General features: G+C 70.6%; 23 protein-coding genes. 8 read left to right on the plus strand and 15 right to left on the minus strand.

Going from position 1 to position 24,632, the window contains the following annotated elements; translation table 11 throughout:
- Positions 1 to 30: 30 nt before the first annotated feature.
- Both ABEA24_RS37675 and ABEA24_RS37680 read right to left on the minus strand, forming a co-directional pair.
- On the minus strand, positions 31 to 2,505 hold the full coding sequence (locus ABEA24_RS37675; RefSeq protein ID WP_345437487.1) for a M4 family metallopeptidase: 2,475 nt from the start codon (positions 2,503 to 2,505) through the stop codon (positions 31 to 33).
- Between the two features lie 157 nt (positions 2,506 to 2,662).
- Positions 2,663 to 5,410, minus strand: a complete 2,748-nt coding sequence (locus tag ABEA24_RS37680; protein ID WP_345437489.1) for a helix-turn-helix transcriptional regulator — start codon at positions 5,408 to 5,410, stop codon at positions 2,663 to 2,665.
- Between the two features lie 305 nt (positions 5,411 to 5,715).
- Between ABEA24_RS37680 and ABEA24_RS37685 the strand changes: the two genes are divergently transcribed.
- Positions 5,716 to 6,828 (plus strand): NAD(P)H-dependent flavin oxidoreductase, encoded by a 1,113-nt coding sequence (locus ABEA24_RS37685; RefSeq protein ID WP_345437491.1) that lies wholly within the window; start codon positions 5,716 to 5,718, stop codon positions 6,826 to 6,828.
- Positions 6,829 to 7,038: 210 nt separating this feature from the next.
- Entirely contained in the window at positions 7,039 to 7,248 is a 210-nt protein-coding gene (locus ABEA24_RS37690) for a S1 RNA-binding domain-containing protein (RefSeq protein WP_345437493.1), read from the plus strand.
- A gap of 214 nt (positions 7,249 to 7,462) precedes the next feature.
- Here ABEA24_RS37690 and add read toward each other — a convergent pair whose 3' ends face one another.
- The 9 genes from add to ABEA24_RS37735 form a co-directional block, all read right to left on the minus strand.
- A complete protein-coding gene (add, locus tag ABEA24_RS37695; protein ID WP_345437495.1) occupies positions 7,463 to 8,476 on the minus strand; it encodes an adenosine deaminase in 1,014 nt (337 codons plus the stop codon).
- Between the two features lie 90 nt (positions 8,477 to 8,566).
- Positions 8,567 to 8,956: a hypothetical protein gene (locus tag ABEA24_RS37700; RefSeq protein WP_345437497.1), complete on the minus strand. Its 390-nt coding sequence runs from the start codon at positions 8,954 to 8,956 to the stop codon at positions 8,567 to 8,569.
- A 463-nt stretch (positions 8,957 to 9,419) separates the two neighbouring features.
- A complete protein-coding gene (locus ABEA24_RS37705) occupies positions 9,420 to 9,767 on the minus strand; it encodes a cyclic-phosphate processing receiver domain-containing protein (RefSeq protein ID WP_345437499.1) in 348 nt (115 codons plus the stop codon).
- Between the two features lie 69 nt (positions 9,768 to 9,836).
- On the minus strand, positions 9,837 to 10,334 hold the full coding sequence (locus tag ABEA24_RS37710; protein WP_345437501.1) for a DUF6368 family protein: 498 nt from the start codon (positions 10,332 to 10,334) through the stop codon (positions 9,837 to 9,839).
- A gap of 77 nt (positions 10,335 to 10,411) precedes the next feature.
- Positions 10,412 to 11,170 (minus strand): DUF5360 family protein, encoded by a 759-nt coding sequence (locus ABEA24_RS37715; protein ID WP_345437503.1) that lies wholly within the window; start codon positions 11,168 to 11,170, stop codon positions 10,412 to 10,414.
- Positions 11,167 to 11,496, minus strand: coding sequence for a DMT family transporter (locus ABEA24_RS37720; RefSeq protein ID WP_345438089.1), 330 nt, complete (start codon positions 11,494 to 11,496; stop codon positions 11,167 to 11,169). The genes ABEA24_RS37715 and ABEA24_RS37720 overlap by 4 nt, the downstream gene beginning before the upstream one ends.
- The gene (locus ABEA24_RS37725) at positions 11,496 to 12,026 is read right to left on the minus strand and encodes a TetR/AcrR family transcriptional regulator (RefSeq protein ID WP_345437505.1); all 531 of its coding nucleotides are present in this window, start codon (positions 12,024 to 12,026) and stop codon (positions 11,496 to 11,498) included. Before ABEA24_RS37725 ends, ABEA24_RS37720 begins: the two co-directional genes overlap by 1 nt.
- 120 nt (positions 12,027 to 12,146) lie before the next feature.
- Positions 12,147 to 13,688, minus strand: coding sequence for an OmpA family protein (locus tag ABEA24_RS37730; protein WP_345437507.1), 1,542 nt, complete (start codon positions 13,686 to 13,688; stop codon positions 12,147 to 12,149).
- Between the two features lie 118 nt (positions 13,689 to 13,806).
- The gene (locus ABEA24_RS37735; protein ID WP_345437509.1) at positions 13,807 to 14,619 is read right to left on the minus strand and encodes a crotonase/enoyl-CoA hydratase family protein; all 813 of its coding nucleotides are present in this window, start codon (positions 14,617 to 14,619) and stop codon (positions 13,807 to 13,809) included.
- A 172-nt stretch (positions 14,620 to 14,791) separates the two neighbouring features.
- On the opposite strand from ABEA24_RS37735, the gene ABEA24_RS37740 reads away from it, so the two are divergent.
- From ABEA24_RS37740 to ABEA24_RS37765, 6 genes are all read left to right on the plus strand, one after another.
- Entirely contained in the window at positions 14,792 to 16,342 is a 1,551-nt protein-coding gene (locus tag ABEA24_RS37740; protein WP_345437511.1) for an acyl-CoA synthetase, read from the plus strand.
- A gap of 4 nt (positions 16,343 to 16,346) precedes the next feature.
- On the plus strand, positions 16,347 to 17,285 hold the full coding sequence (locus ABEA24_RS37745) for a Zn-ribbon domain-containing OB-fold protein (protein WP_345438091.1): 939 nt from the start codon (positions 16,347 to 16,349) through the stop codon (positions 17,283 to 17,285).
- Positions 17,282 to 18,307: a thiolase domain-containing protein gene (locus tag ABEA24_RS37750; RefSeq protein WP_345437513.1), complete on the plus strand. Its 1,026-nt coding sequence runs from the start codon at positions 17,282 to 17,284 to the stop codon at positions 18,305 to 18,307. Before ABEA24_RS37745 ends, ABEA24_RS37750 begins: the two co-directional genes overlap by 4 nt.
- Positions 18,308 to 18,310: 3 nt before the next feature.
- Positions 18,311 to 19,468, plus strand: coding sequence for a thiolase domain-containing protein (locus ABEA24_RS37755; protein WP_345437515.1), 1,158 nt, complete (start codon positions 18,311 to 18,313; stop codon positions 19,466 to 19,468).
- 30 nt (positions 19,469 to 19,498) lie between these two features.
- Entirely contained in the window at positions 19,499 to 21,091 is a 1,593-nt protein-coding gene (locus ABEA24_RS37760; RefSeq protein WP_345437518.1) for an acyl-CoA synthetase, read from the plus strand.
- A gap of 135 nt (positions 21,092 to 21,226) precedes the next feature.
- Entirely contained in the window at positions 21,227 to 21,700 is a 474-nt protein-coding gene (locus ABEA24_RS37765; RefSeq protein WP_345437520.1) for a MarR family winged helix-turn-helix transcriptional regulator, read from the plus strand.
- A 77-nt stretch (positions 21,701 to 21,777) separates the two neighbouring features.
- On the opposite strand, the gene ABEA24_RS37770 is transcribed toward ABEA24_RS37765, so the two are convergent.
- From ABEA24_RS37770 to ABEA24_RS37785, 4 genes are all read right to left on the minus strand, one after another.
- Complete coding sequence (locus tag ABEA24_RS37770; protein WP_345437522.1) at positions 21,778 to 22,233, minus strand: RpnC/YadD family protein; 456 nt, start codon at positions 22,231 to 22,233, stop codon at positions 21,778 to 21,780.
- A 92-nt stretch (positions 22,234 to 22,325) separates the two neighbouring features.
- Positions 22,326 to 22,919, minus strand: coding sequence for a helix-turn-helix domain-containing protein (locus ABEA24_RS37775; protein ID WP_345437524.1), 594 nt, complete (start codon positions 22,917 to 22,919; stop codon positions 22,326 to 22,328).
- A complete protein-coding gene (locus ABEA24_RS37780) occupies positions 22,916 to 23,632 on the minus strand; it encodes an alanyl-tRNA editing protein (protein ID WP_345437526.1) in 717 nt (238 codons plus the stop codon). Before ABEA24_RS37780 ends, ABEA24_RS37775 begins: the two co-directional genes overlap by 4 nt.
- 73 nt (positions 23,633 to 23,705) lie before the next feature.
- Positions 23,706 to 24,599 (minus strand): LysR family transcriptional regulator, encoded by an 894-nt coding sequence (locus tag ABEA24_RS37785; protein ID WP_345437528.1) that lies wholly within the window; start codon positions 24,597 to 24,599, stop codon positions 23,706 to 23,708.
- Positions 24,600 to 24,632 lie beyond the last annotated feature (33 nt).

The following is a 24,632-nucleotide window of genomic DNA, read 5'->3' on the forward strand; positions in this document are numbered from 1 at the left end:
GAGAACGCGCGGGGCCCCGATGGATCACGGTCAGGATGCGTTGATGGCGACGTCGTCGAGCACGAAGCTGGTCTGCAGTGCCGAGTCCTCGGTGCCGCTGAACGATAGCGTCACCGTCTGCCCGGCGAAGGACGACACGTCGAAGGTCTTGTTGACGTAACCGGAGGCGGCGTTGGCGTTGCTGTACGTCGCCAGGGTGGTGCTGCCGATCTTCACCGTCAGCTTGTCGTAGACGGTGCTGCCGGACTCGCTGGTGTCGATGTGCAGGTAGAAGCTGAGCGAGGCCTTGCACCCGGACGGGATCGTCACCGACTGGGTGGCGCTGTCGGTGTGGGTGGTGCCGTATCCATCCAGCCAGGCGAAGTAGGTGCCGGAGTGGGCGGTCTCACCGCTGCCGTTGGCAGAGACGACACCGGAGGTCGTCGTCCACGGCGTGGTGCCGGACTCGAAGCCACCGTTGGTGACCTTGTTGCCCGAGGAGGAGCAGCCGCCGCCGACGGGGTTCACCGTCCACGTGAACGACGTCGTGCCGGTCAGGTTGGAGGTGTTCTTCGCCGTCACGGTCACTGAGGAGCTCCCGGCCGTGGTGGGCGTGCCGGAGATCAGGCCGGTCGAGGAGTTGATCGACAGCCCGGCGGGCAGGCCCGTCGCGCTGTAGGTCAGCGTCTGACCGTTCGGGTCACTGGCCTGGATCTGCAGGCTGGCCGCCGTGCCGACCGTGCTGGTCTGGTTGCCGGGGTTGGTCACCGTCGGGGCGCCGGGCTGGCCGGGGCAGGTGCCGGGGACCGGGTCGGAGCCGGTGACGCTGACCGCCGCCCAGGCGGCGTTCACGGTGTTGTACTCGGTGCAGTGCGTGCCGTACAGGTCCGCCGCGGCCTTCAGCGAGTCGGTGCGGGCCTGGGCGTAGTTCTCGCTGCTGTTGGCGTACGACGCGAGCGCCTTGTACCAGATCTTGCCGGCCTTGTCGTTGCCGATGCCGGTGACCGTGGAGCTGTTGCACGTCGGGCTGTTGCCGTACCCGTGGTCGCCGCTGCCGACGGCCAGCAGGAAGAACCAGTGGGCCAGTGGGCCGAGCGAGTAGTGCGGGTCCAGCGAGCCGTTGCTGCTCGTGTAGCAGTTCGGCGAGGTGCCGTCGAGCGAGGGCTGGTACATGTAGCGCAACGGCTTGTTGTCGCCGTTGATGTTGATCAGCTCGCCCATCGTGTAGTCGGGCGTGTCCTTGGCGTTGTTCGCGTAGAACTCCACCATGGTGCCGAAGATGTCGCTGGTGCCCTCGTTCATGCCGCCGGTCTCGCCGGTCTCATCCCAGCCGGTGAGAGCGCCGCTGACGCCGTGGCTCATCTCGTGGCCGGCCACGTCGATCTCGACGAGCGGCCGGGCGTTCCCCGAGCCGTCGCCGTACGTCATCTGGGTGCCGTCCCAGAAGGCGTTGACGTAGGCGCTCCCGTAGTGGGTGCGGGACGGCACGCCCGCGCCGTCGCCGAAGATGCCGCTACGGCCCTGGACGTTCTTGTAGTAGTCGAACGTCTCCGCCGCGCCGTAGTGCGCGTCGACACCGGCCGAGGCCGCGTCGCTGTTCGTGCCGTTGCCGAACGTCCCGGTGGAGTTGCTGAAGGTCGTCCCGGTGCCGCTCGTCGCGTGGTTCAGGTTCGTGGTGTACCCGTTGCCGTGCGAGGGGTCCTTCATCGTCCACGTGCTGCCGGACTGGGTGAGGTCGATCGACACGGAGCCGCTGTAGATCGAGTTCCCGGTGCCGGCGGTGAGGGCCGAGACGCCGCCGTTCGGCGCGGCCTTCGCGTGGGCTTCGGCGGCGCGCTGCTGCGCCGGCGACAGAAGGGTGTCGATCTCGTCCCGCTTGGTGACGACCTTGCCCTTGACCGCGTCCACCAGCACGTGCAGGACGCTCGGCGTACGGTCGGCGCGAACGCCGCGTACGACGGTCTCCCACACCAGCTGGGAGGACCGGCCGGTGGCCCACACGGCGAGGTGCGGCGTGCCGACCTTGGACACCGTGCCCGCCAGCTGCCCGCGCGAGGTACGGGCCGCGGTGGCGGCGGCGACGTGGGGCGTCGTCGACACGGCGGCGGCGGGTGTGGCCGTGTTCAGCCCGCGGTACGCGCCGCCGGGCTTGAGGTGCACGATGAGGTCGCCGCCGTAGACCGGCAGGCCGTGGAACGTCCGGTCGAACCGGACGTCGGCGGCGCCGTTCTTGGCGACCACGACCGTGCGCGGCGTGAAGGCGTCACCCGACTTCACGTGGGCGGTGCCCTTGTGCGCGGCGAGGGCCTTGCGGGCGTCGGCGACCACCTGCTTGCGGGTGCTGGGGGACGGGTTCACCGTGAAGTCGTTCTTCGTGAACGCCGAGTGCCCGGCCGGTTGGGGTTTGGCGGGGGATTTGGCGGGAACCTGGGACGGGGCGGCGCCGGCGACGGGCGCCGTCAGCAGTCCGCCCGCGACGGCGAGGACGGCCGTGGCCGACACCGTCGCGATGCGTCGTTTGGACATTGGCGGAGAATCCTTTCGCCAAGGGGGGTGGGCCCGCTCCGTTGCGGGCAGGCGGAAGGGACAGGGGCTCGGTTCTCCGGGGTCGGAGGACCTTGGGCAGAGTGTCCGTATCCGAACGAAGACTGAAAAGCCCCTCAACGGAGGGATAGGGAAATCCCTACGCGGACCGGTCCTCCGGACGCGGCACGGCGATGATTCGGGTCAGCCCGACCCGGGAACGTACGCCGAGCTTGCGGTACGACCTGGTCAGCGCCGCCTCGACCGTCTTGATGCTCACGAACAGCCGGGCCGCGATCTCCCGGTTCGTCGCGCCCTCGGCGACCAGCGTCGCCACCCGGCGCTCCATGCCGGACAGCGCTCGCAGCGGGTCGCCGTCCCCGGCCGCGGGCGGGGCGCCCAGGTCGAGCCGGTCCAGCTCCGAGGTGACCGCGGCGAGCCACGGCGCGGCCTTGGCACGCAGCAGCACCCGCCGCGCGCCGTGCAACGCCTCTCGCGCGGCGGCCGCGTTCCCGGCGCGCAGGGCCAGGCGGCCGAGTTCCAAACGGGCCCGGCCCTCCTCGATGGGATAGGGCAGCGCGGCGAGGGAGGCGACGGCCCGCTCCATGCAGTGGAGCGCCACCTCGACGTCACCCCGCGCCGCCGTGACGACGGCGGCGGCCCGGTCCAGGGTGGCCAGGACGCTCCGCCGGCCGAGCCGTACGGCGTCCCGCCTGGTCTCCTCGATCAGCCCCTCGGCCTCCGCGATCGCCCCGGTCGCGGTCAGGGCCTCGGCGAGGTCGGCGTGCCAGCGCCGCAGGGCGGGCTCAGCCAGGCCCTGCGCGGTCTCCAACCGGCGTACCCGGCGGAGGGCGCCGACCGCTCCGGCCGCGTCGCCGCGCAACAGCCGGATGTGCCCGAGGGCGTGCAGCGTCGTCGGCAGGAACAGCAGGTCGCCGTCGTCCTCGCTGTGCCCGACGCCGCGTTCGGCGGCGGCCAGGCCGCGGTCGAGCGAGCCGCCCGCCGCCTCCGTGAACGCCACCGCGCACCAGGCCGGTCCCTGGCTCAGCTCGCTGTCCTCGGCCAGCCGCAGGCACTGGTAGGCCAGGTCCAGGGCGCGGTCGCAGCGGCCTCGCGCCATCTCCACCTGCGCCGACCCGTACAGGCACATGAACAGGCTCTCCACCAAGCCGCGCTGGCGCACCGCGTAGGTCAGCGAGCGCAGTTCGCCCCGCGCCTCCTCCAGCCGGTCATGCAGCAGGTGATGCCGGTACCGCAGGTAGACGGGGCCGTTGTGGCCGAGCCTGATCGCCGGATCCTGCGGCCCGGCCAGCGCCCGCGCCATGGTCCGCTCCGCCTCCGGCGACCCGACGTGGAACTCCGCGAGGGCCTGGCTGGTCAGGGCCAGCAGCTCGGTGTTGCGGTCGCCGGCCTCGGCCGCCAGGCGCGCGGCTCTCGCAGCCTCCTCGCGGGCGCGCCGAGCCGAGCCCTTGACGAGCCAGGCCCGCCAGGCCAGGCGGTAGTGCAGCGGGGCGAGCAGCGCCGGGTCGTCGCGCGCGTCGGCGAGCGCGCGCGGGAACACGTCGTCGAGCTCGGCGAGGGCCTGCCCGCAGGAGTCCAGCAGCACGATCCACGCCCGCACCCGCTCGGCCGGCAGGGACGCCTCCGCCAGGACGTCCTCCGCGATGCCCCGCGCCATCGCGAACTCCCCGGCGGCGAGGGCGTCCTCGGCGGCGGTGAGCCGCAGCTCCGGCTCGGCCTCCGGCTTGGTGGTGCGCTCGGCGGCCAGCAGGCCGAGTCGCGCGGCGGCGGCGCGGGCCCCGCGGCGGCGGGCGGCGGTGGCGGCCTCGCTCAGCGTCTCGGCGACCTGCGCGTCCCGCCCGGGGGCGACCGCCGCGAGATGGCGGGCGCGTTCGACCGGGTCGGTGACCGCGTCGGCGAGGGCCGCGTGGGCGGCGAGCCGGTCCCGCTCGGGCGACTCCGCGTACAGCACCGCCGACAGCAGCGGGTGCGTGAACCGGACCACGTCGCCGGGCGCGACGATGCCGGCGTGCCGCGCCTCGGCGATGTCCGCGGCGGCCTCGGGGCGGCCCGCACCGCGCAGCAGGGCCAGCGTCGGCCGCGCCGCCGCGCAGGCGATGAGCAGCGTGTGCCGCGCCCCGGAGGACAGGGCGAACAGGCGTCCCAGCATCAGCGTGCGCAGCCCGTCGGGCACCGGCAGCGGCGCCGCCGGGTCCAGCGGCTCGCCGTGGTCGGCCAGGGCGCGGCCCAGCTCCAGGGCGAAGAACGGGTTGCCGTCGCTGGCCCGGTGCACCTTCGCCAGTACGGCGCGCGGCAGCCCGAGGCCGCCGAGCAGCCCGCCGACCTCCGCGACGGTCATCGGGGGTACGGGCAGCGTCACCACGGGCGGCGGGCACAGACCGGGCGGGTCCTGCGGATCGCCCGGTCCCGTGCGCAGGCCCGCGAGCGCCCGCAGGGGGAGGCTCCCGGCGCGCCGGGCGATGAACGCGAGCAGCTCCGCGCTCGGCGCGTCCAGCCACTGCGCGTCGTCGACGACGAGCAGCACCGGCCCGGCCGCGCAGAGGTTTCGGAAGGCCGCGAGCACGGCGACGCGCAGGCCGAGGACGTCGCGCTCGCCGACCGGGTCGTCGCCCCGCAGCAGGGCCGACTCCAGCATGGCGCGCTGGTGCTTCGGGAGCGACTCGAGGAGGTCGTCGCCGGTCTCGGCCAGCAGGTCGATCAGGCCGAGGAACGGCAGATGCCGTTCGGTCTCGGACAGCGAGCAGCGCAGCACCCGGTGGTCGGTGAACTCGGCGGCGAGCGTCCCCAGCAGGGTCGACTTGCCGATCCCGGCCGGACCGGTCAGCACGACGCTGCCCCCGGCGGTGAGGTGGTCGCGGGCGCGGGCGAGGAGGGGTTCGCGGTCCACCAGGGCAGGCGGCCACGGTCCCCTGACCGGCGGCCCTGCCGTCGCCGGCGGGGCGGCCGTTCCCTTGGCTGATCCGAACGGATCGGTCATCCGCGCTGGCCTCCGGGCGCCGCTCCCAGCGTGAGAGCCCCGAGCGGGCAAGCTAACAATCGGTCATACCGCCGTCAACACCCCGAGTTCGACCGTTCGGTGAGGAACGGCTGCTACAGGTTCCAGGCTGGGGCGGGGGTGAACCGGTGGGGCGAGCGAAGAAAGTGAACTAGAACGTGTTGCAGTTTTGCGGATCGGCTCTTATGGTCGGGACTGTGCGGACACGGGTAACGGAACTCTTCGGCATCGAGTATCCGATCTTCGCTTTCAGCCACTGCCGCGACGTCGTCGCCGCGGTCAGCCGCGCCGGCGGCATGGGCGTCCTCGGCGCGCTCTACTTCACGCCCGAACAGCTCGAGACCGAGCTCAACTGGATCGACGACCACGTCGGCGGCAAGCCGTACGGAGTCGACGTCGTCATGCCCGCCAAGTACGAAGGCGCGGACCTCGGCGACGCCGGTGAGCTGCTCGGCAAGCTCCAGGCCATGATCCCCGAGGGTCATCGCAAGTTCGTCAACGACCTGCTGGAACGTCACGGCGTCGACCCCCTCACCGAGGAGGGCGCCGGCCACTACCTCCTCGGCTGGACCGACGCCACCGCCCGCCCCCAGGTCGAGGTGGCGCTCAAGCACCCCATCGCCCTCCTCGCCAACGCGCTCGGCCCGCCCCCGGCGGACGTCGTCGAACAGGCGCATCAGCACGGTGTGAAGGTCGCGGGCCTGGCCAGCAACGCCCGCCACGCCCGCAAGCAGGTCGAGGTCGGCGTCGACATCATCGTCGCCCAGGGCACCGAGGCCGGCGGTCACACCGGCGACGTCTCCACGATGGTCCTCATCCCCGAGGTCGTCGACGCGGTCGGCCCGGAGACCATCGTGCTCGCCGCAGGCGGCATCGGCCGGGGCCGTCAACTCGCCGCCGGGCTCGCGCTCGGCGCCGAAGGCGCGTGGACCGGCTCGATCTGGCTGACCGTCGAGGAGGCCGACACCCCCGAGGCCTCCCGCGACAGACTCCTCGCCGCAACGTCCCGCGACACCGTGCGCTCCCGGTCCTGGACCGGCAAGCCCGCGCGGATGCTCAAGACCGCCTGGACCGACGCCTGGGAGTCCCCGGAGTCGCCCGGCACTCTGCCGATGCCCATGCAGTTCATGCTCATCTCCGACGCCCTCCGCCGGATCAACCGCGCGGGCGCGGGCGAGCTGACCACCTTCCCCGTCGGCCAGATCGTCGGCTCGATGAACCAGGTCAAGACCGCCTCCCAGGTGATCTACGACCTCATCGAGGAGTACGTCGAGACGATGGAGCGCCTGAACACGCTCACCGAAGGCTGACCATCCGGCGGTCGTCGTAACGGCGGCCGCCGGATCATCCCGTTTCAAATCCAGGCGTCATTCGTTACGATCAGCCCATGACTGCCGGGTCGGCCATGCGCCGCACACAGAACGGGCACCCGGCCACTGCTTGATCACCGCGCGGGCGAGAGGCCCGCCCCCGTTACGAGAAGTGCGTACAGCCACTCGTAACGGAAGGAGGTGACATGCATGAGCTGGCAGGATTTCCTCGCCCGTCACCAGGTCGGTGACATCATCGAGGGCGTCGTGACCAAGCAGGTGCCGTTCGGCTCGTTCGTCGAGTCCGACGGCTTCACCGGTCTCGCGCATCAGCAGTCCTGGCCCGTCGGCGCCCGCGTCTCGGTCAAGATCCTCGCGATCGACCCCGACAAGCAGCGGTTCAGCCTGGCCGCGATCTGAGTAAGCGCTGATCCGGGGGAAGCGGACTCCCCCGGATCAGCGCCCACCGCATTATCGGCGCCCTTGCCCGAACCGCGCAGCCGGTGGTCGGCGCACCGAACCCGTCGTGACTCAGGCGACCCGACCGCGTCGCGGCTCAGTCCGGCTTGAAGGCGTCGTGACTCAAACTGGCCCGACCGCGTTTCGGCCAAGGCCGGTTCGAAGGCGTCGCGGGTCAGGCCGGCTCGACCGCGTCGATCTCGGCGAGGATCGCCCGCTTGCGGTCGTCACCCAGGAAGGAGGCGCGGACGCCGTTGCGGGCCAGGTCGGCGAGCTCCTTGCGACCGAGCCCCAGGTCCCGCGCCGCGACGCGGTACTCGTTGGTCAGCGTCGTGCCGAACATCGGCGGGTCGTCGCTGTTCAGCGTCACGTACAGGCCCTCGGAGAGCATGCGGGGGAGCGGGTGCGCGGCGATGTCCGGCACCTGCTTGGTGCAGACGTTCGAGGTCGGGCACACCTCCAGCGGCAGCTGCGTCTCCCGCAGGTACGCGACGAGCTCCGGGTCGTCGAGACAGCTGATCCCGTGCCCGATCCGCTCCGCCTTCAGCTCCCGGATCGCCTCCCAGATCGTCTCCGGCCCGGTCATCTCCCCGGCGTGCGGCACGCTGTGCAGCCCGGCGGCGACCGCCGCGCGGAACGCGTCGCGGATGGCCTCCTCGTGACCGATGCGGTCCTGCTCGATGCCGCCGATGCCAAATCCGACCAGCTTCTCCGGCGGGTGGTTCAGCGCGTGGTCGGCCGTGGCGCGGGCCGCGTCGTCGCCGAACTCGCCGGGGATGTCGAAGACGTACGCGACCTCGATCCGGTCCGCGACCTCCCGCGCCGCGATGTCCAGTGCCTCGGTCACCGCCGGCATCGTCATGCCGACCGACACGTGCGAGTACGGGGTGACGGTCAGCTCCACATAGCGGACGTTCTGCGCCGCCAGGTCCCGGGCCACGCCGGTCACCAGCGTCGCGACGTCCTCCGGCTCCCGTATGAGTCCATTGACCGCGAAGTAGACCTCGGCGAAGTGCGGGAAGTCGCGGAACTCGAAGAACTCCCGCAGGGCCGCCTCGTCGGTCGGCACCCGGTGGCCGGTGTGCCGCCGGGCCAGCTCGAGCACCGTGGGCACGGACGCGGAACCGACCAGATGAACGTGAAGTTCGACCTTGGGCAGTGCGTTGATGAAGTCATCTGTGACGGTCATGGCCGGGAAGCTAACAGCGTGGTATCACCGCAAGCCAGAGATTCCGGCCGAAGCTGACACAGATCCGTTAGGTTCCGCTTGTCTTGGGGGTCACCAGCGAAGGAGCCAGGCGAGGACGCGGCCGACGACGAGGTAGACGCCGGCGGCGAACAGCCAGTTCTCCGTCAGCTCCTTGCGGGCGTCGGCGTTGCGGAACACGTCGTGGAACGGGGTCGCCAGCCAGGTCCCGGCCCGCAGCACCGCGTGCACGATGTTGTTGTGCGGGTTGGCCCCGCCCCAGGTCAGTGCGATGCCGAAGAGCAGGACGAGCGTGATCGTCCACGCCACGAGCCACACGAACGCGCTGAGCCCGTCGTGCCGCTGGAACCGCCGGACCCGCGTGGTGTCCCAGCGTCGCCGCCGGGTGTCGGTCACCGCCGCCGTCGGAGCGGTGGCCTCCGCCGCCGGCCGCCGCCGACGCCGCCATATCTGTGTGGCCATCTGTGATTCCTCCTCCAGAAGGCCCCCGAGGATTCTTTCGACCAGGTTGTCCCTCTGAAAAAAGCCGCTAAACGGTCACTTTCTGTAATCGCCGCAAACTCGACCCCGACGTCTACATCCTCGCCGCATCGATCATGCCGACCGAATCCCGCGAGCTCATGCGAGAAGTCATGCTGGGGCTGCGGCTGCCGGGGGAACACAAGGTCCACTGGTATCACGCGACTTCTAAGCGCCGGCGTCTTCTCGTCGACGTCGTCGCGTCGTTGAGCGTGCTTCATGTGGTCGTCGTGCGTAGGGGGATGCCCGGAGAGCCCTCCGAACGTCGCCGCCGCAAATGTCTGGAAGTGCTCCTCTTTGAGTTGGTTTCCGCGGGGGTCAATGAGAGTCCTGGACTACGGGGCTCGGCCAGGCAAGCAGTGCGCGAGGCGAGGGGCGTGGGAGCAGGGAGACTCTGTCATGCCGTTCACGGGCTCTGAGCGGGTGTCCGGCGGACTCGGTAGCCCCAACGCCTCAGCACTCGGACTATCGTCTCCGCGCCGCTTGGATTGGCGCTATGGACGAAGATCATGCCGATGCTGAACGGATGGCCGTCGAAAGCTGCCTCTTCCAGGAGGGCCACGACCGGCATGATGTTGTCGTCGCCGCCCAAATCGTGGTCGAGCCAGAGTTCGTCGATCTCGTGGTTTCGATGCTCTTCAAGAAGCAGAATGCCGTCCCGGCTGGTACGGGCGATCTGCGTGGCTCTTGGCAGCGCGCGCAGGTCGTCAATACCAAGGATGACCGGGCTCCCTGCCCCTGAGCGCTCGTTCACCCGGCCATCATTGCAGCCGCGAGCGAAGCCAGGTTCTGCCGACGACGACGAGCGGTGCGCGGTGCCGGGTCAGGTGGCGATGAGGTGGAAGGCGGGGTCATCGATCCACGCTTGGAGGAAGTCGGCGTCGAAGACGCTGACGTATCTGAATTCGGTGCCGTCCATCATCTCGAAACGCAGTAGGCCCAGACGGCCTGGATGAGCTTTGGGCGAGACCTCAAGGACGCCGTCGGCGTCGATGACGGCTGCGTAGCGCCGGGCGAGTGCCAGCGCCAGGCGCGCAAGTGCGCGTGCGGCGTCTGTGGTGGTGACCGCGGTAGAGACGTTGATTTCCATGGTGGGTGGGAAGCCAAGGGTGGTGTAATCATCGCCAGGCATGATGTCCGTTTCGCCGATCTTCGCCGTGACGGAGACCAGGGTGTCTCCCTCTTTGAGATCGACGCGCAGCCTCTCGTCAGCTGTGGACTCGTCCACTCGTCCCAGCGGGGTCATCGCCTCGACGAGTTCGTGCAGCCTACGCAGCGGCCTGGGAAGATAGAGGGTGAGCTCGAAGGTTCGATCCAACATCGCCTTCCTCCTCTGCCGGACAGGTCAGTGTCCGGGACGGCCAAGATCCGCAGGCTTCCCCGGCTGACAACCTGGGACTAGCGATGCTCGTCTGAGACTGCTCTTGCGGTCTCGGCCCAGGTCGTGAAGATCTCGCAGCGAGGCCACGAAGGGTTGGTCTCCTGCTGCCAAGTGAGATGTATGAGAGCCCACTGTGACTGTTCGGGCAGCCAGAACAGCACGTCATCGCAACAGCGCCGGTGGGCTACAGCCTCGGCTTCTCTGCCATGAACGGGGTGCTGCGCGCTTCTGATCTCTCGGGCCAACTCGGCCTCTAGCCTCTTCTTCCGCTCTGGTGCGTCGTCGAGGGAGATCCATGAACCGGGCAGCCGTTCAGGGATGTTCATCGGCCCATTGTTGGAACGCGAGGAGCCTGCCGCACGCGATATTTGCGGGGCGAGGGTCGGCCGCAGCTCCGTTCCGCAGATCAGCGAGATAAGGGCGGGCAGGGGGAAGAGCAGGAGGAACAGGTTGGGTGCCCACCAGGTGAAGGTGAAGTCGCCGCGGAGAGCCCAGAACGCGATCGCCTGGAGGCCGGCGGTGCTGGTCAACGTGAGCGAGACGGTCATGAGGGGCTGGCGGGCGTGGGTGCGGCACAGGGTTGCCAGGCCGGTGAGGCTTGCGGCCAGGTCGAGCAGGACGAACGAGGTGTTCCAGTCGCTCAGGATCGGGTTGGTGTAGTCCTTGTAGGCCAGTTCCGCGGGTATCAGGCCGGCGAAGACGATCGCCCAGTACAGCAGTAGTCCCACGTCGGTGAGCAGCATGGCGATCTTCGTGGCGCCCAGGAGGCGGTTCATCCGTGGCTCGCTCCGCCGCCGAGGTTCATCACGATGACTCCGGCGATGACGATCGCCGCTCCGATGACGGTGGCCGGCCGGACCCTCTCGTCGAACAGCAGCACTCCGCCGACGAACGCACCCACTGTGCCCAGCGCGGACCAGATCGCGTACACCGGGCCGACGTTCAGCCGGGTCAGCACCTTGGCCAGCACGACGAAGGAGATGAGATAGCCGGCCGCCACGACCAGCGACGGTCCGAGGCGGGAGAAGCCTTCGGAGGCGCGCAGTGACAGCGTCGCGGTGACCTCCGCGATGATCGCGATCCCCAGCAGCAGGTAGGGCATCACGCGCCCTCCTCGATCATCGCCGTCAGCCGGGCCCGTACCTGGCGGTGGAGGTCGTCCGCGGGCGGTGCGAGGTTCAGCAGCCGCGCCATCCACCAGCCGTCGACGGCGAGGCGGACGAGGGTGGCCGTGGCCGGGTCGAGTCCGTCGTCGGCGAGCCGGTGCTGCCAGGTCTCGTAGTACCGCCGTAGCGCGGCCAGCACCTCCGGTCCTCCGGACAGTCCGGCCAGCAGCGCCACCGACACCCGGTCGGCGTCGCTCTGTGCGGGGGCGTCGGTGTCGGGGATGCTGGCGTCCAGCCAGGCGCGGGTGAAGGCGCCGGGCGGCGACCCGGCCGGCGGCAGCTCGGCCTCGAACCGAGCCATCAGGCGTTCGAGGACCCCCTCGATCAACGCCTGCTTGGACCTGAAGTGATGCAGCAGGCCACCCTTGCTCACTCCGGCCTCGGCCGCGACGGCGTCGAGCCGTACCGCGTCTGCCCCGCCGGATACGAGGATCCGCTCGACGGCGTCCAGAATCCGATCCCGCATCGTCCCGCTCCCTGACTACTCCCGACCGTCCAGACGGTCGGGAGCTTAGTCGGGATGACCTGCTTTCGGCGAATGAGCGGTGATTCCCGTGGCGCCCACCACGGGGTGGGCGCCGGTGGTCTACGGAGCCTGTTGCACCGGGACGTTGTTCAGCGTCGGGAAGCCGGGGACGCTCACGGTCGCGGATCGCCACCCCAGCGGGAGCCGGAAGAGGTTCCAGCCGATGAGACTGCCCTGGCCGCGTACGGTGAAGCTGCCCTGGCGGAGCGAGTAGCCGGGGAAGATCGCCTGTTGCCTGCTGTCCGTGACGTTCTTGTACTCGTACGGGCCGGCGTTCAGTGTGATCCGGCCCGGTCCGGGGTTGCGGAAGATGTCGGCCAGGTTCGTGGCGAACGCGGTCGGGATCGGGTGCTTGTTGACGTTGTGGAGCGTCCACGTGAGCACCGCGAAGCCGTTCGGCTCGCGGATGAGGCCGGTGACGGCGAAGGTCATCGACTTCGGCCACGGCAGCAGCGGGATCGGTGACTTGGCCGCGTGCACCAGGGCGACCGGTCGCGGGTCGGATTGCCCGGCCGGGTCGGCGCTCGCGGTGGGCACCGGCCGGTTGTCCTGTCGTGCCTCTGCCTGCGCGGCGAAGGTGACGCTCACCCTGCGGTTCAGAGCGCGGCCCTCGGCCTTGCCGTTGTCCGCGATCGGATCGGCCGATCCGTGGCCGGCGGCCGAGTACTGGATGCTCTGGCGTTTCACGAGCTTGCGCAGTGCGGCCCGGACGTTCTCCGCGCGCTTCTGCGAGAGCGGAACGTTGACGGCGGTGGTTCCGGTGTTGTCGGCGTAGCCGTCGACCGCGACGGTCTTGCCCGGCGACGTCTCGACCTTGGAGGCGACCTGCTTGAGCAGCGTCCGCGCCTTCGGGGCCAGCGTCGCCTTGTTCGTCGCGAACAGGACGTCGGCGGACAGGCGGACGCTCGTCTTGCCACCGCCGGTCGCGTCCGTCTCGTCGCCGCGCCGGACCGTGTTGATGAGCGGGTACGTCTCCGGGGCGGCGGTGGGTGTCGACACCGGGTTCAGGGCGGTGCCGCCCTGCCGCTGGTGGAGCAGGTACGGGGCGTGCGCGGTGACGGGGACGCGGAGGAAGGGCGGCGTGTTGGGGAACACCACCGTCATCGTGGTGCCGCCGCCCGGAGGGACGTCGAAGGCGGCGTCCACGTCGACGGACCGTCCGGCCTGGACGTCGGTCAACTCGGTGCACAGGCAGCCGCCGGCCTGCGTGCGGAGCACCGGATGCTCGGTCGCGTGATCCAGGTCGAGCAGGAGGGCCCCGCTCGGCGCGTGGTCCCCGGAATGCGTCGGCGCGGCCCACGCGGTCGGCCTGACTCCCGATCCCGGCCCCGCGGTCACGCGGAACCGGGCGACGACGCGGGCCGGCATGACGCGGTCGAGGGCCATGAGGTCGACCTTGAGCGACTTGCCGGGCCATGACATGTAGTGGGTGCGGAGGGCGGCGCCGTCCGCCGGCGCCACGGCGAGGCCGGCGGCCCGGGCGGTCTTCGCCCCGGGTGGCGCGCCACCGCCGACCTCGTCGTTGCAGCCGGCCGCCACGACGGCCATGGCCACCGCCACGGCGGCCGTCCCCACATTGCGGTTGAAGCCGCCCATCGCCATCCCATCTGTGGTGATACGTCGTATCAGTCGCAGGATGTGACGGGAGTGCGCATCGGACGGTTCCGTCTCGGTCGCGGGAGCGTCGTCGCCCCGGACCTCTCGCCCGTTGAGCTCACGACTACTCGCCCTTGAAGACGGCGGGTCGCTTCTCCTTGAACGCCCGGGCGCCTTCCTTCGCATCGTTCGAGCCGATCACCGGCCAGCCGAGCTCATCGGAGACCGTCAGGGCCTCGTCCTCCGCCAGGCTCTGGGCCTTGCGGTACGTCTCCAGGATCGCCTGGACGGCGAGCGGGCCGCAGGAGGCGATCTCGTCGGCGATCTCGCGGGCGGTCTTCAACGCCTGTCCGTCCGGGACGATCCGGTTGATCAGGCCCATTCGCAGCGCCTCTTCCGGACTGACGGACCGGCCGGTGAGCAGGATGTCCATCGCGAAGGCGTACGGGATCTGGCGGGGGAGGCGGATGGCGCTGCCGCCCATCGGGAACAGGCCGCGCTTCGCCTCGTACAGCCCCAGCGTCGCGCCCTCGGCGACGACGCGGATGTCGGTGCCGACGAGCAGTTCGGTGCCGCCGGCCACGGCGTACCCCTCGATCGCGCTGATCAGCGGCTTCTTCGGCTGGGAGTCGCGCAGCAGGCCCTTCCAGTGGAAGTTCTCGATCTCGGTGGCGCGCTGCCGTACCCGCTCGTCCTCCGACGGCCGGCCCATGGCCTTCAGGTCCGCGCCGGCGCAGAACTGGCCGTCGGCGCCGGTGAGGATCGCGACCCGGACGTCCGGGGTATCGGAGACGTAGGCCCACGCGTCCGCCATGCCGATGAGCATGTCGGTGCTGAGGGCGTTGCGGGCCTCGGGTCGGTTCATGGTCACGGTCACGACGTGGCCGTCGCGCTCGACCGTGCAGTGCGGGGTGCTGATGGGCAGTCGTTCCGCCATTGCCGTCCTCCCTGCTCGCGGTCGCGTACGACGTCACGCGACACCAAAACAAGAACGGATTCTAGTGACGCTCGTCGCATCTCAACAGGTCTTGCCCACCAAAACGAGAACGTGATCTACTGCGTGCGGGACACCTCCGTACGACCGGTGCCGAGACGTACAGGGAGAACCGATGGGCTCGTTGGGCTTTTGGCGGCTGGCGCGGAATGATCCGGATTGGATCGCGTGCGTGGATCCGGACGGGACCGAGTATCGCGCCGAGGATCTGCTCGCCCGCTGCAACCGCGTCGTCCATGGCCTGCGCGACCTCGGGCTGCAGCCGGGCGACGGCATCTGCGGCCTGGTCCCCAACGGCGTCGACGGCCTGATCCTCTACCTCGCCGCCCTGCAGGCGGGCTGGTACTACACGCCGATCAACTGGCATCTGACCGGCCCGGAGATCGGCTACATCGTCGCCGATAGCGAGGCGAAGGCCTTCTTCGTGCACGAGCGGTACGCGGCCGAAGGCGCGCGGGGGGCGGACGAGGCGGGGCTCGGCCCACGGCGGCGGTTCGCATTCGGAGAGGTGCCGGGCTTCCGGGGCTTCGACGAGCTGGTTGCCGGGCAGCCGGACACGCTCCCGGAGAACCGCACCAACGGCGCGACCATGCACTACACGTCGGGGACCACGGGACGGCCGAAGGGCGTACGACGCCGGCTGGCCGGGATCGACCCCGACGACAGCGCGGAGCTGCTGACCTTCCTGCTGTCGTTCTTCGGCTTCACGCCCGGCCCGCCCAACGCCCACCTGGTGACCTCGCCGAACTACCACACGGCGGTCACCCAGTTCGGTGGGTCGGCGCTGAACATGGGCCACACGCTCGTCTACATGGACCGGTGGGACGCCGAGGAGGCGCTGCGCCTCATCGAGCGGTACCGCGTCACGAACACGCACATGGTGCCGACCCACTTCAAGCGCCTGATCTCCCTGCCGGAGGACGTGCGCAAGCGCTACGACGTCTCGTCGATGCGGTGGGCGATCCATGCCGCCGCGCCCTGCCCGGTGCCGCTGAAGCAGGCGATGCTCGACTGGTGGGGCGACTGCATCTGGGAGTACTACGCGGCCACCGAGGGCGGCGGGACGATCGCGAGCCCCCAGGACTGGCGTGAGCACCCGGGAACGGTCGGCAAGGCCTGGCCGATCAGCGAGCTGCTGATCGTCGACGACGACGGCAACGAGGTGCCGCGGGGCACGCCCGGCACGATCTACATGAAGATGGCGGGCGTCTCCTTCGAGTACAAGGGCGACCCGGAGAAGACGAAGGCCAATCAGCTCGAGGACTACTTCACCGTCGGCGACATCGGCTACCTGACCGAGGACGGCTTCCTGTTCCTGTCCGACCGCAAGGCCGACATGATCATCTCCGGCGGCGCGAACATCTACCCGGCCGAGATCGAGAACGAGATCCTCATCCACCCCAAGGTCGCCGACGTCGCCGTCTTCGGCATCCCGGACGACGAGTGGGGCGAGCAGATCAAGGCCGTCGTCGAGCCCGCCGAGGGCGTGCCGCCCGGCCCGGAGCTGGCCGAGGAGATCCTTGCGTCCCTCGACGGCCGGCTGGCGCGGATGAAGTGGCCGAAGTCGTTCGACTTCATCGAGCAGATGCCCCGCGAGCCCAACGGCAAGCTCCTCAAGCGCAAGCTGCGGGACCCGTACTGGAAGGACCGCGAGAGTGCCATCTAACGCGATGGAGGGTCCGGAGCCGCTGGTCGCCGACCACGCCCTGGAGTTCCCCGGCGGCTACACCCGGTCGGTGGGCCCGGTGATCGGCCGCTTCCTCACCGAACTGCGCGACGGCCGCCTCGTCGGGGTCCGTACGGCGTCCGGCGGGGTGCTGTTCCCGCCCGCCGAGTACGACGCCGACGGCGAGGCGGTCACGGACGAGTACGTCGAGGTCGGCCCTGGCGGCACGGTGACGTCCTGGTCGTGGGTGTCGCGCCCGCGCGCCGTCCACCCCCTGGACCGGCCGTTCGCCTGGGCGCTGGTCCAGCCTGACGGCGCCGACACCGCCATCCTCCACGCCCTCGACGTGGGCGTGTTCGAGCCGGGCGCCGACCCGCCGAAGTCCCTTCGTACGGGGATGCGCGTCCGGCCGAAGTGGCGGGCCGAGCGGACCGGCTCGATCAAGGACATCGAGTCCTTCCGGCCCGACGTCACGATGATCACGGCGCCGAGCCGCGCGGAGTACCGCCTGAACGCGGGCCGGGCGCTGACGAGGTTCCTCACCGGTATCTCCGAGGGCCGGTTCCTCGGCCACCGGTGCGACGTGTGCGGCAAGGTGTACGTCCCGATGAGGGGGCTGTGCCCGGTCGACGGCGTGCCCACCACCGAGGAGGTGGAGCTCCCCGACACCGGCACGGTCACGACGTTCGCGGTGAACAACATTCCGGACCCGCGCGCCCCTGAGGTGCCGTTCGTGTCGGCGTACATCCTCCTGGACGGCTCCGACATCTCCCTGCTCGCGCTGGTGGCCGGCATTCCCGCCGACCAGGTGCGGATGGGCATGCGCGTCAAGGCCGCGTGGAAGCCGCGCGAGGAGTGGGGCCGGACCATGGAGAACATCAAGTGGTTCGAGCCGACCGGCGAGCCCGACGTGCCCTTCGACTCGATCAAGGACTACCTATGAGGACGGATGTCGCGGTCGTCGGATTCGCGCAGACGAAGCACACGGGTGAGGACGCCGGGCTGACCGAGGTCGAGCTGCTCGCCCCGGTCATCACCGAGATCAAGCAGACCACCGGGCTGAACCGCTTCGGATTCACCTGCTCCGGCTCGCTGGACTACCTCGCCGGGGCGCCGTTCTCGTTCGTGTCCGCGCTGGACACGGTCGGGGCCTGGCCGCCGATCTCGGAGAGCCACGTCGAGATGGACGGCGCGTGGGCGCTGTACGAGGCGTGGGTCCGCCTGCAGCACGGCGACGTCGACACCGCGCTGGTGTACGGGTTCGGCAAGTCCTCGCAGGGCTCACTGCACGAGATCATGACGTTCCAGCTCGACCCGTACTACCTGGCGCCGCTCGGCCCCGACCAGGTGTCCCTCGCCGCGCTGCAGGCCCGCGCGTTCCTCGACGCGGGGCACAAGGAGGACGACCTGCGCGCGGTGGCCGCCCGGTCCCGCGAGGCCGGGCGCGCCAACCCGTACGCCCTCGACCTGCCCGACCCGGGCGACGAGGGCTACGAGGTCGCGCCGCTGCGCCCGTACGACTGCGCGCCGATCACCGACGGCGCGGCCGCGGTCGTGCTGGCGGCGGGGGACCGCGCCCGTGAGCTGTGCGACAACCCGGCGTGGATCCGCGGCATCGACCACCGGATCGAGGTCCACTCTCTCGGCGCCCGCGACCTGAGCCGTTCGGAGTCGGCCGCGCTGGCGGCCGAGAAGGCGGGCGTACGGGACGTGGAGGTGGCCGAGCTGCACGCGCAGTTCAGCCACGAGGAACTGATCCTGCGGGAGGCGATCGGCCTGGCCGACGACGTCCGCGTCAACCCGTCCGGCGGGCCGCTCGCCGCGAACCCCGTGATGGCCACCGGCCTCATCCGCGTCGGCGAGGCGGCGTCGTGGATCCACCGCGGCGAGGCGCACCGCACGCTCGGGCACGCGTCGTCCGGGCCGTGCCTGCAGCACAACCTCGTCTGCGTCCTGGAGGGCTGAACGATGGGCAACCCCTGCGCGGTCATCGGCGTCGGCCAGACCGAGTACCGCTCCAAGCGCACCGACGTGTCCATCGCGGGCCTCGTGCGCGAGGCGGCGCTGCGGGCGCTTGAGGACGCTGGCCTGACCTTCAAGGACATCGACGCGGTCGTCATCGGCAAGGCCCCCGACCTGTTCGAGGGCGTGATGATGCCGGAGGCGTACCTCGCGGACGCGCTCGGCGCGCGGGGCAAGCCGATGATGCGCGTGCACACCGCCGGGTCGGTCGGCGGGTCGACGGCCAACGTCGCGGCGAGCCTCGTCCAGGGCGGCGTACACGACCGCGTGCTCGTCGTGGCGTGGGAGAAGCAGTCCGAGTCGAACGCCACCTGGGCGCTGTCCACGCACCCGCCGCTGTCCCCGACGATCGTGGTCGGCGCCGGCGGCTACTTCGCCCCGCACATCCGCGCGTACATGCGGCGTACCGGCGCGCCCGACCACATCGGCATGCTCGTCGCCGTCAAGGACCGGCAGAACGCGCTGAAGAACCCGTACGCCCACCTGCGCATCTCCGGCATCTCGCGGGAGATGGTCGAGTCGACGCCGATGCTGTGGGAACCGATCCGGTACCTGGAGACCTGCCCGTCCAGCGACGGCGCGGCCGCGATGGTGCTGGCCTCGGAGGAGGCGGCCAAGCGGGCCCCGAACCCGCCCGCCTGGGTGCACGGCACGGCCATGCGCTCTGAGCCGATCTTCTTCGCCGGCCGCGACACCGTGAACCCGCAGGCGGGCAAGGACTGCGCCGCCGACGTGTACCGGCAGGCGGGCATCACCGACCCGCGCCGCGAACTGGACTGCGCCGAGACGTACGTCCCGTTCTCCTGGTACGAGCCGATGTGGCTGGAGAACCTCGGCTTCTGCGGCGAGGGCGAGGGCTGGAAGCTCACCGAGAGCGGCGCGACCGCCCTCGACGGCGACATCCCCTGGAACGCCTCGGGCGGCGTGCTGTCGTCCAACCCGATCGGCGCGTCCGGGCTCATCCGCTTCGCCGAGGCGGCCCTGCAGGTACGCGGGCTGGCCGGCGAGCACCAGGTCGAGGGCGCGCGCAAGGCCCTCGGCCACGCGTACGGCGGCGGCGCGCAGTTCTACGCGATGTGGGTCGTCGGCTCCGACAAACCCTAAGGACCCGGGCCCAGCGCCCCGGAGGTTGCGATGGAGTTCAACCACGCCGACCTGTTCGAAGGACTCGCGGACGCGATCGGGGAGCGGACCGCCGTCGTCGTCTTCGACTCGGCAGGCGGCACGCAGCGCCGCACCTACGCCGAGCTGGACGCCGACGCGAACCGGCTGGCGCACCACCTGCGGGACGCGGGCGTCACCGCCGGGCGGCACGTCGGGATCCAGCTGTACAACGGGCTGGAGTACGTCACGGCCCTGCTGGCCGCGCTGAAGATCCGCGCCGTCCCGGTCAACGTCAACTACCGGTACGTCGAGGCCGAGCTGGAGTACCTCTACGACGACGCCGACCTCGTAGCGCTGGTGTACGACGCGGAGTTCGAGGACCGCGTGACGACCGCCGCGGCCCGGGTGCCGGCACTGCGGCACCGCGTCGTCGTCGGCGGCACGTCCCCGCATGCGATCGCCTACCCCGACGCCCTGGCGGGGAGCCCGGCGGCGCGCGGGTTCGGCAAGCGGTCCGGCGAGGACGTCTACATCATCTACACCGGTGGCACGACCGGCATGCCCAAGGGCGTCATGTGGCGGAGCGCGGACCTGTTCATGGCCTTCGGCGGCGGCAACCCGTACGGCGACCCGCGCGAGACGCCCGAGGCGGTGATCGAGGCCGCCCAGGACTCCGGGCCGCTGGTCATGATGCCGGCCGCGCCGCTCATGCACGGCGCAGCGCAGATGGCCACCTTCATCGGCTGGTGGATGGGCGCGACGATCGTCTACACCCGGCGGTTCGACGCGGCCGAGGTGCTGCGGACCATCGAGAACGAGAAGGTCTTCACCATCAACATCACCGGCGACGCGATGGCCCGGCCCCTCGCCGACGCCCTCGCCGCCGACTCGTACGACCTGAGCTCGCTGGCCGTGCTCAGCTCCACCGGCGCGATCCTGTCCGGCGCGGTCCGCGACCGCCTACAGGAGCTCCTGCCGAACGTCGCGATCCTCGACAACTTCGGGTCCTCGGAGTCCGGCTTCACCGCCTCGGGCGTGGACGGGTCCTCCCCGGAATCGGGGATGCGGTACCGGCCGAACAACGCCCGCCTGCGGGTCCTGGACGACGCGCTGCAGGAGGTTCGGCCCGGATCCGGGGTGCTCGGGCAGGTCGCCAAGAGCGGGCACATCGCGTTCGGCTACTACAACGACCCGAAGAAGACGGCGAAGACGTTCGTCGAGGTCGAGGGGGAACGCTGGCTGCTGACCGGCGACATCGCGACCGTCGAGGCCGATGGCACCATCGCGGTCTTCGGCCGGGGCTCACAGTGCATCAACACGGGCGGCGAGAAGGTCTTCCCGGAAGAGATCGAGGCGGTGCTCAAGCGGCACCCCGCCGTCTTCGACGCCCTGGTCACCGGCATCCCCGACGAGCGGTTCGGCAGCCGCGTCGCCGCCGTCGTCCAGCCGTACGATCAGGCCCCGACCACCGACGAGCTGGACGCCCACTGCCGCGGCGTCCTGTCGGGTTACAAGGTCCCGCGGACGTACGCCTTCGTCGACGAGATGCGCCGCTCACCCGCCGGCAAGGCCGACTACCGCTGGGCCAAACAGATCGCCGAACAGGCCGCCGCCCGCACGTAACACCCGTCGCGCTGGATACCGCGATCTTCCTGGACTGAGACGCGCGCCGGGGAATCTCCTTGGCGGGCCCTGGATACGATGGCTGGAGAAGCTCGTCTTCAGAGCGTTTCCGGGGTCGTCCGAAAGTGAGGGTCGATGGCGTCGTCCGATCGTGCGGAGCTCATCGCGGAGCTGAATCACCAGGCCCGGGTGAGCACCATGTGGACGGTGCTGCTGCACCACGCGATCGCCAGCAGATCGGGCATCAACGTCACCGACATGCAGTGCATCAACCTGCTGCAGCTGCGCGGCCCGATGACCCCGGGCCAGCTCGCCGACGCGATGTTCCTCACCACCGGCGGCGCGATCACTGCCGTGATCGACCGGCTGGAGAGGGCCGGGATGGTGCGGCGTCGCCGGGACGACAAGGACCGCCGTCGGGTCATCGTCGAGGCGCTGGAGGAAGGTCCCATCACGGAGCTCGGCCGCAGGTTCATGCCCGTGGGCGAGCTGTACGAGAAGGTCATGGCGGACTTCAGCGACGACGACCTGCGGACCATGATCGCCTACGTCACCCGCAACAACGAGATATCGCCCGAGGTCATCGAACGGGTGAAACGACTCGACTGACCGCTCGCAGCGGTGCCATCAGGCCGAATCAACGAGCCGCCCCCGCCGCATCGTGCCAGGGTGCGGAAGTGATGGACTCAGTCGAAGAGCTCGGCGGCCGTCGAGACCACCCCCGCACGCTGTGCCCACGCTTCCAGCTGACCGAGGTCCCTGCACCCGGTGATGCGATCACGGACCTCAGGTGAAACGCAGATGCCACGCCCCGACAGCACCATCAGGATGATCTTTGCCGCCCCTTTGACCTCGCCCTCGGCCCGGCCCTCGGCCTTGCCGTCGCCGAAGTAGCGGCGGGCGAAATCGCTCTGGTACTCGTAGTTCTTGAGCTTCATCAGCGTCTCCAGGTAGAGCCGGGCGGCCTGCGGAAGCACTGCGGCTACGACATCATGATAGAGCGCCCGGTGATCGGGATCGAGCGCTCCGTAGGCGTCGACCAGCGATTCAAGGGTCTTGCCTCCGTCGGGTCGGCCGCCGTGCGCCAGCGCGGAGAGCACGGCGAGTTCTGGGGTCCGGGCGGCCTCATCGGGTTCGACCACCTGCGGAATCTGGTCCGGGCCGAGAACGATCGGATTGGAAACCCAGTTGTCACGTGTCCACCACCTCCCGCGCCGGGAGCTCTGTCCGCGGCTCAGCCGACAGCCGGGGAGGCGATGACGACGGTGACGTCCGCCGGTGCGTCGCCGGTGCGGTAGGAGTGCGGGGCGTCTCCGGCGAAGGCCAGGAGGTCGCCCGGACCGAGCGAGCGCAGGTCGTCGATGGGGCCGGCGACCAGCCGTCCGGACGCGACGAGAAGGTGCTCGGTCGTGCCGGGCGCGTGGGGAACGCCGTCGACGGAGGTGTGTGCCGGAAGACGGAGCCGCCACAGTTCCAGGCTGTGACCGCCGCTGATCCTCCGCAGCAGCTCGCGCGTCGGTCCCTCATCGCTTGCGACGGTCGCGGGAAGGTGCACGGTGCCCGGGGCGGCGTCACGGGTCAGCAGGTCGGTGAGCGGGATGCTCAGGGCGACGGCGATCGCGTCGAGCGTGTCGATCGTGGGGTTGCCGGCGCCGGCCTCCAGCTGCGACAGGGTCGCCTTGCTCAGCCCGGTGCGGCGGGCCAGCTCGGCCTGGCTCATCCCGCGCTGCCGCCGGCGGCGCTGGATCTGGGCGCCGGCTGCGGCCGCCGCGCTGCTGGTGGACCGGCGTTCGCGGTCGGGCCGGTGCGCGGGGTCGGAGCCGCTCACTTCAGTGGCCGGTGGGAGGCGGTGTAGGAGACCCGGACGCGGCCCTTCTTCATCTTCACGGCCGTGATCGTAACGTCCGCGAGGTCGGCGAGGCTCCGTACGTGCGTCCCGCCGCAGGGTGCGGCGTGCAGATCGCCGAGGCGGACGACGCGCCGTCCTTCGTCGTCCTGTTCGGCGGTGACCGGGAGGTCGTCGGCGATCGCCGACGCGACCCGTGTCCGCAGCCGGTCGGCGGCCTTCTCACGATCCTCCGGACCGGCCAGGCTCGCGGCCGTCTCGCCTGGGGTGAACTCGATGCGCGCCTGGCCGGGGAAGTGGATGCTGCCGGCGAGGACCCATCCCTGGGCCCGTCCGGCCGCCTCGATGAGGTGACCGGCCGTGTGCAACGCCGCGTGCAGCAGGCGCAGGTCGGCGTCGACGCGTGCCGCCACGACGTCGCCTTCGGCGAGGTCGCCGAGGGTGCGCCCCTGGTCGTCGCGGGGGTGCAGCACGACGAGACCCGTCTCGGCGTCACGCGCAGGGGCGACCTCGCACTCGCCGAGCCATCCACGGTCGGCGGGCTGCCCGCCGCCCTGCGGATGGAAGATGTTCTCCCGCACGGCGACCCACGCCGCACTGTCGGCCGTGCCGCCGGTCGCCGCGACGTGGCCGGTGATCGCGGTCAGGTAGGTGTCCTCCAGGTAGACCGCCGTCTGATGATGTCCATCGCTCATTGAGTGAACCATACGTTCAATATAACGAACAATGCATGGTGTCGGACGGTGGGCCCGGTTGGTGGGTCGGCCGCTACGAGCTGACGGTGAGGGAGTGAACGCCCGCGCCGGTGCTCTCGACCAGTGCGTCGAGGAGTGCGGCGGTGGCGGGCGGTTCGGGTGGCTCGCCGTACGTTGCGGCAAGGACGTATCGGGTCGAGTCGGGCAGTACGACCGTGCGCACGTCCGGGTTGCGGGCGGCCTCCAGGGCGAGGGCGGGAAGGGCCGTCACGCCGAGGCCGGCCGCGACGAGTGCCTGGACCGCGACGAAGTCGTCCGTGGTGAACGAGACCCGTGGGCTGAACCCGGCACGCTCGCACATCTCCAGGAGGTGCTGCCGGCAACGGTCGCAGCCGGCGATCCACTCCGCGTCCGCGTACGCCGCCAGGTCGGGGCCGGAGTCCTTCGCCGTGACCAGGTGGCTCGGCTCGTCCAGCAGCCGCCGGGCGCGGACGTCGTCCTCCTCGGCGCCGGGGTCGTACCGGAAGATCACCGCGACGTCCACGTAGCCCGCGCGGAGCATGCGGACGGCCTCGGGCGGCTCGGCCTCGGTGAGGCTCACCCGCAGGCCGGGATGGCGCTCGGCCAGCAGTGACGCGGCCCGCGGGACGAACGTGCCGAGTGCCGACGGGAACGCGGCCAGTCGGACCCGGCCCTGGTCGAGTCCCACGTGGGCGGACAGCTCGGACTCGGCCGCGTCGAGCCGGCCGAGGATCTCCGCGCCGCGCTCGGCGAGCGTGCGGCCCGCGTCGGTGAGACGGATGCCGCGCCCGACCCGCTGCACGAGCTTGGCGCCGGTCTCGGCCTCCAGCCGGGCGAGGTGGTGGCTGACCGACGGCTGGGAGTAGTGCAGCTCCTTCGCGGCGGCCGTCACCGAGCCCGTACGGGCCACCGCGACGAGCACGCGAAGCCGGGAAACGTCCAGCATGAGGCCAATATATCGATCGCTTCTATGGGAAAG

The organism is Actinoallomurus vinaceus (assembly GCF_039542055.1).
Lineage (GTDB): Bacteria > Actinomycetota > Actinomycetes > Streptosporangiales > Streptosporangiaceae > Actinoallomurus > Actinoallomurus vinaceus.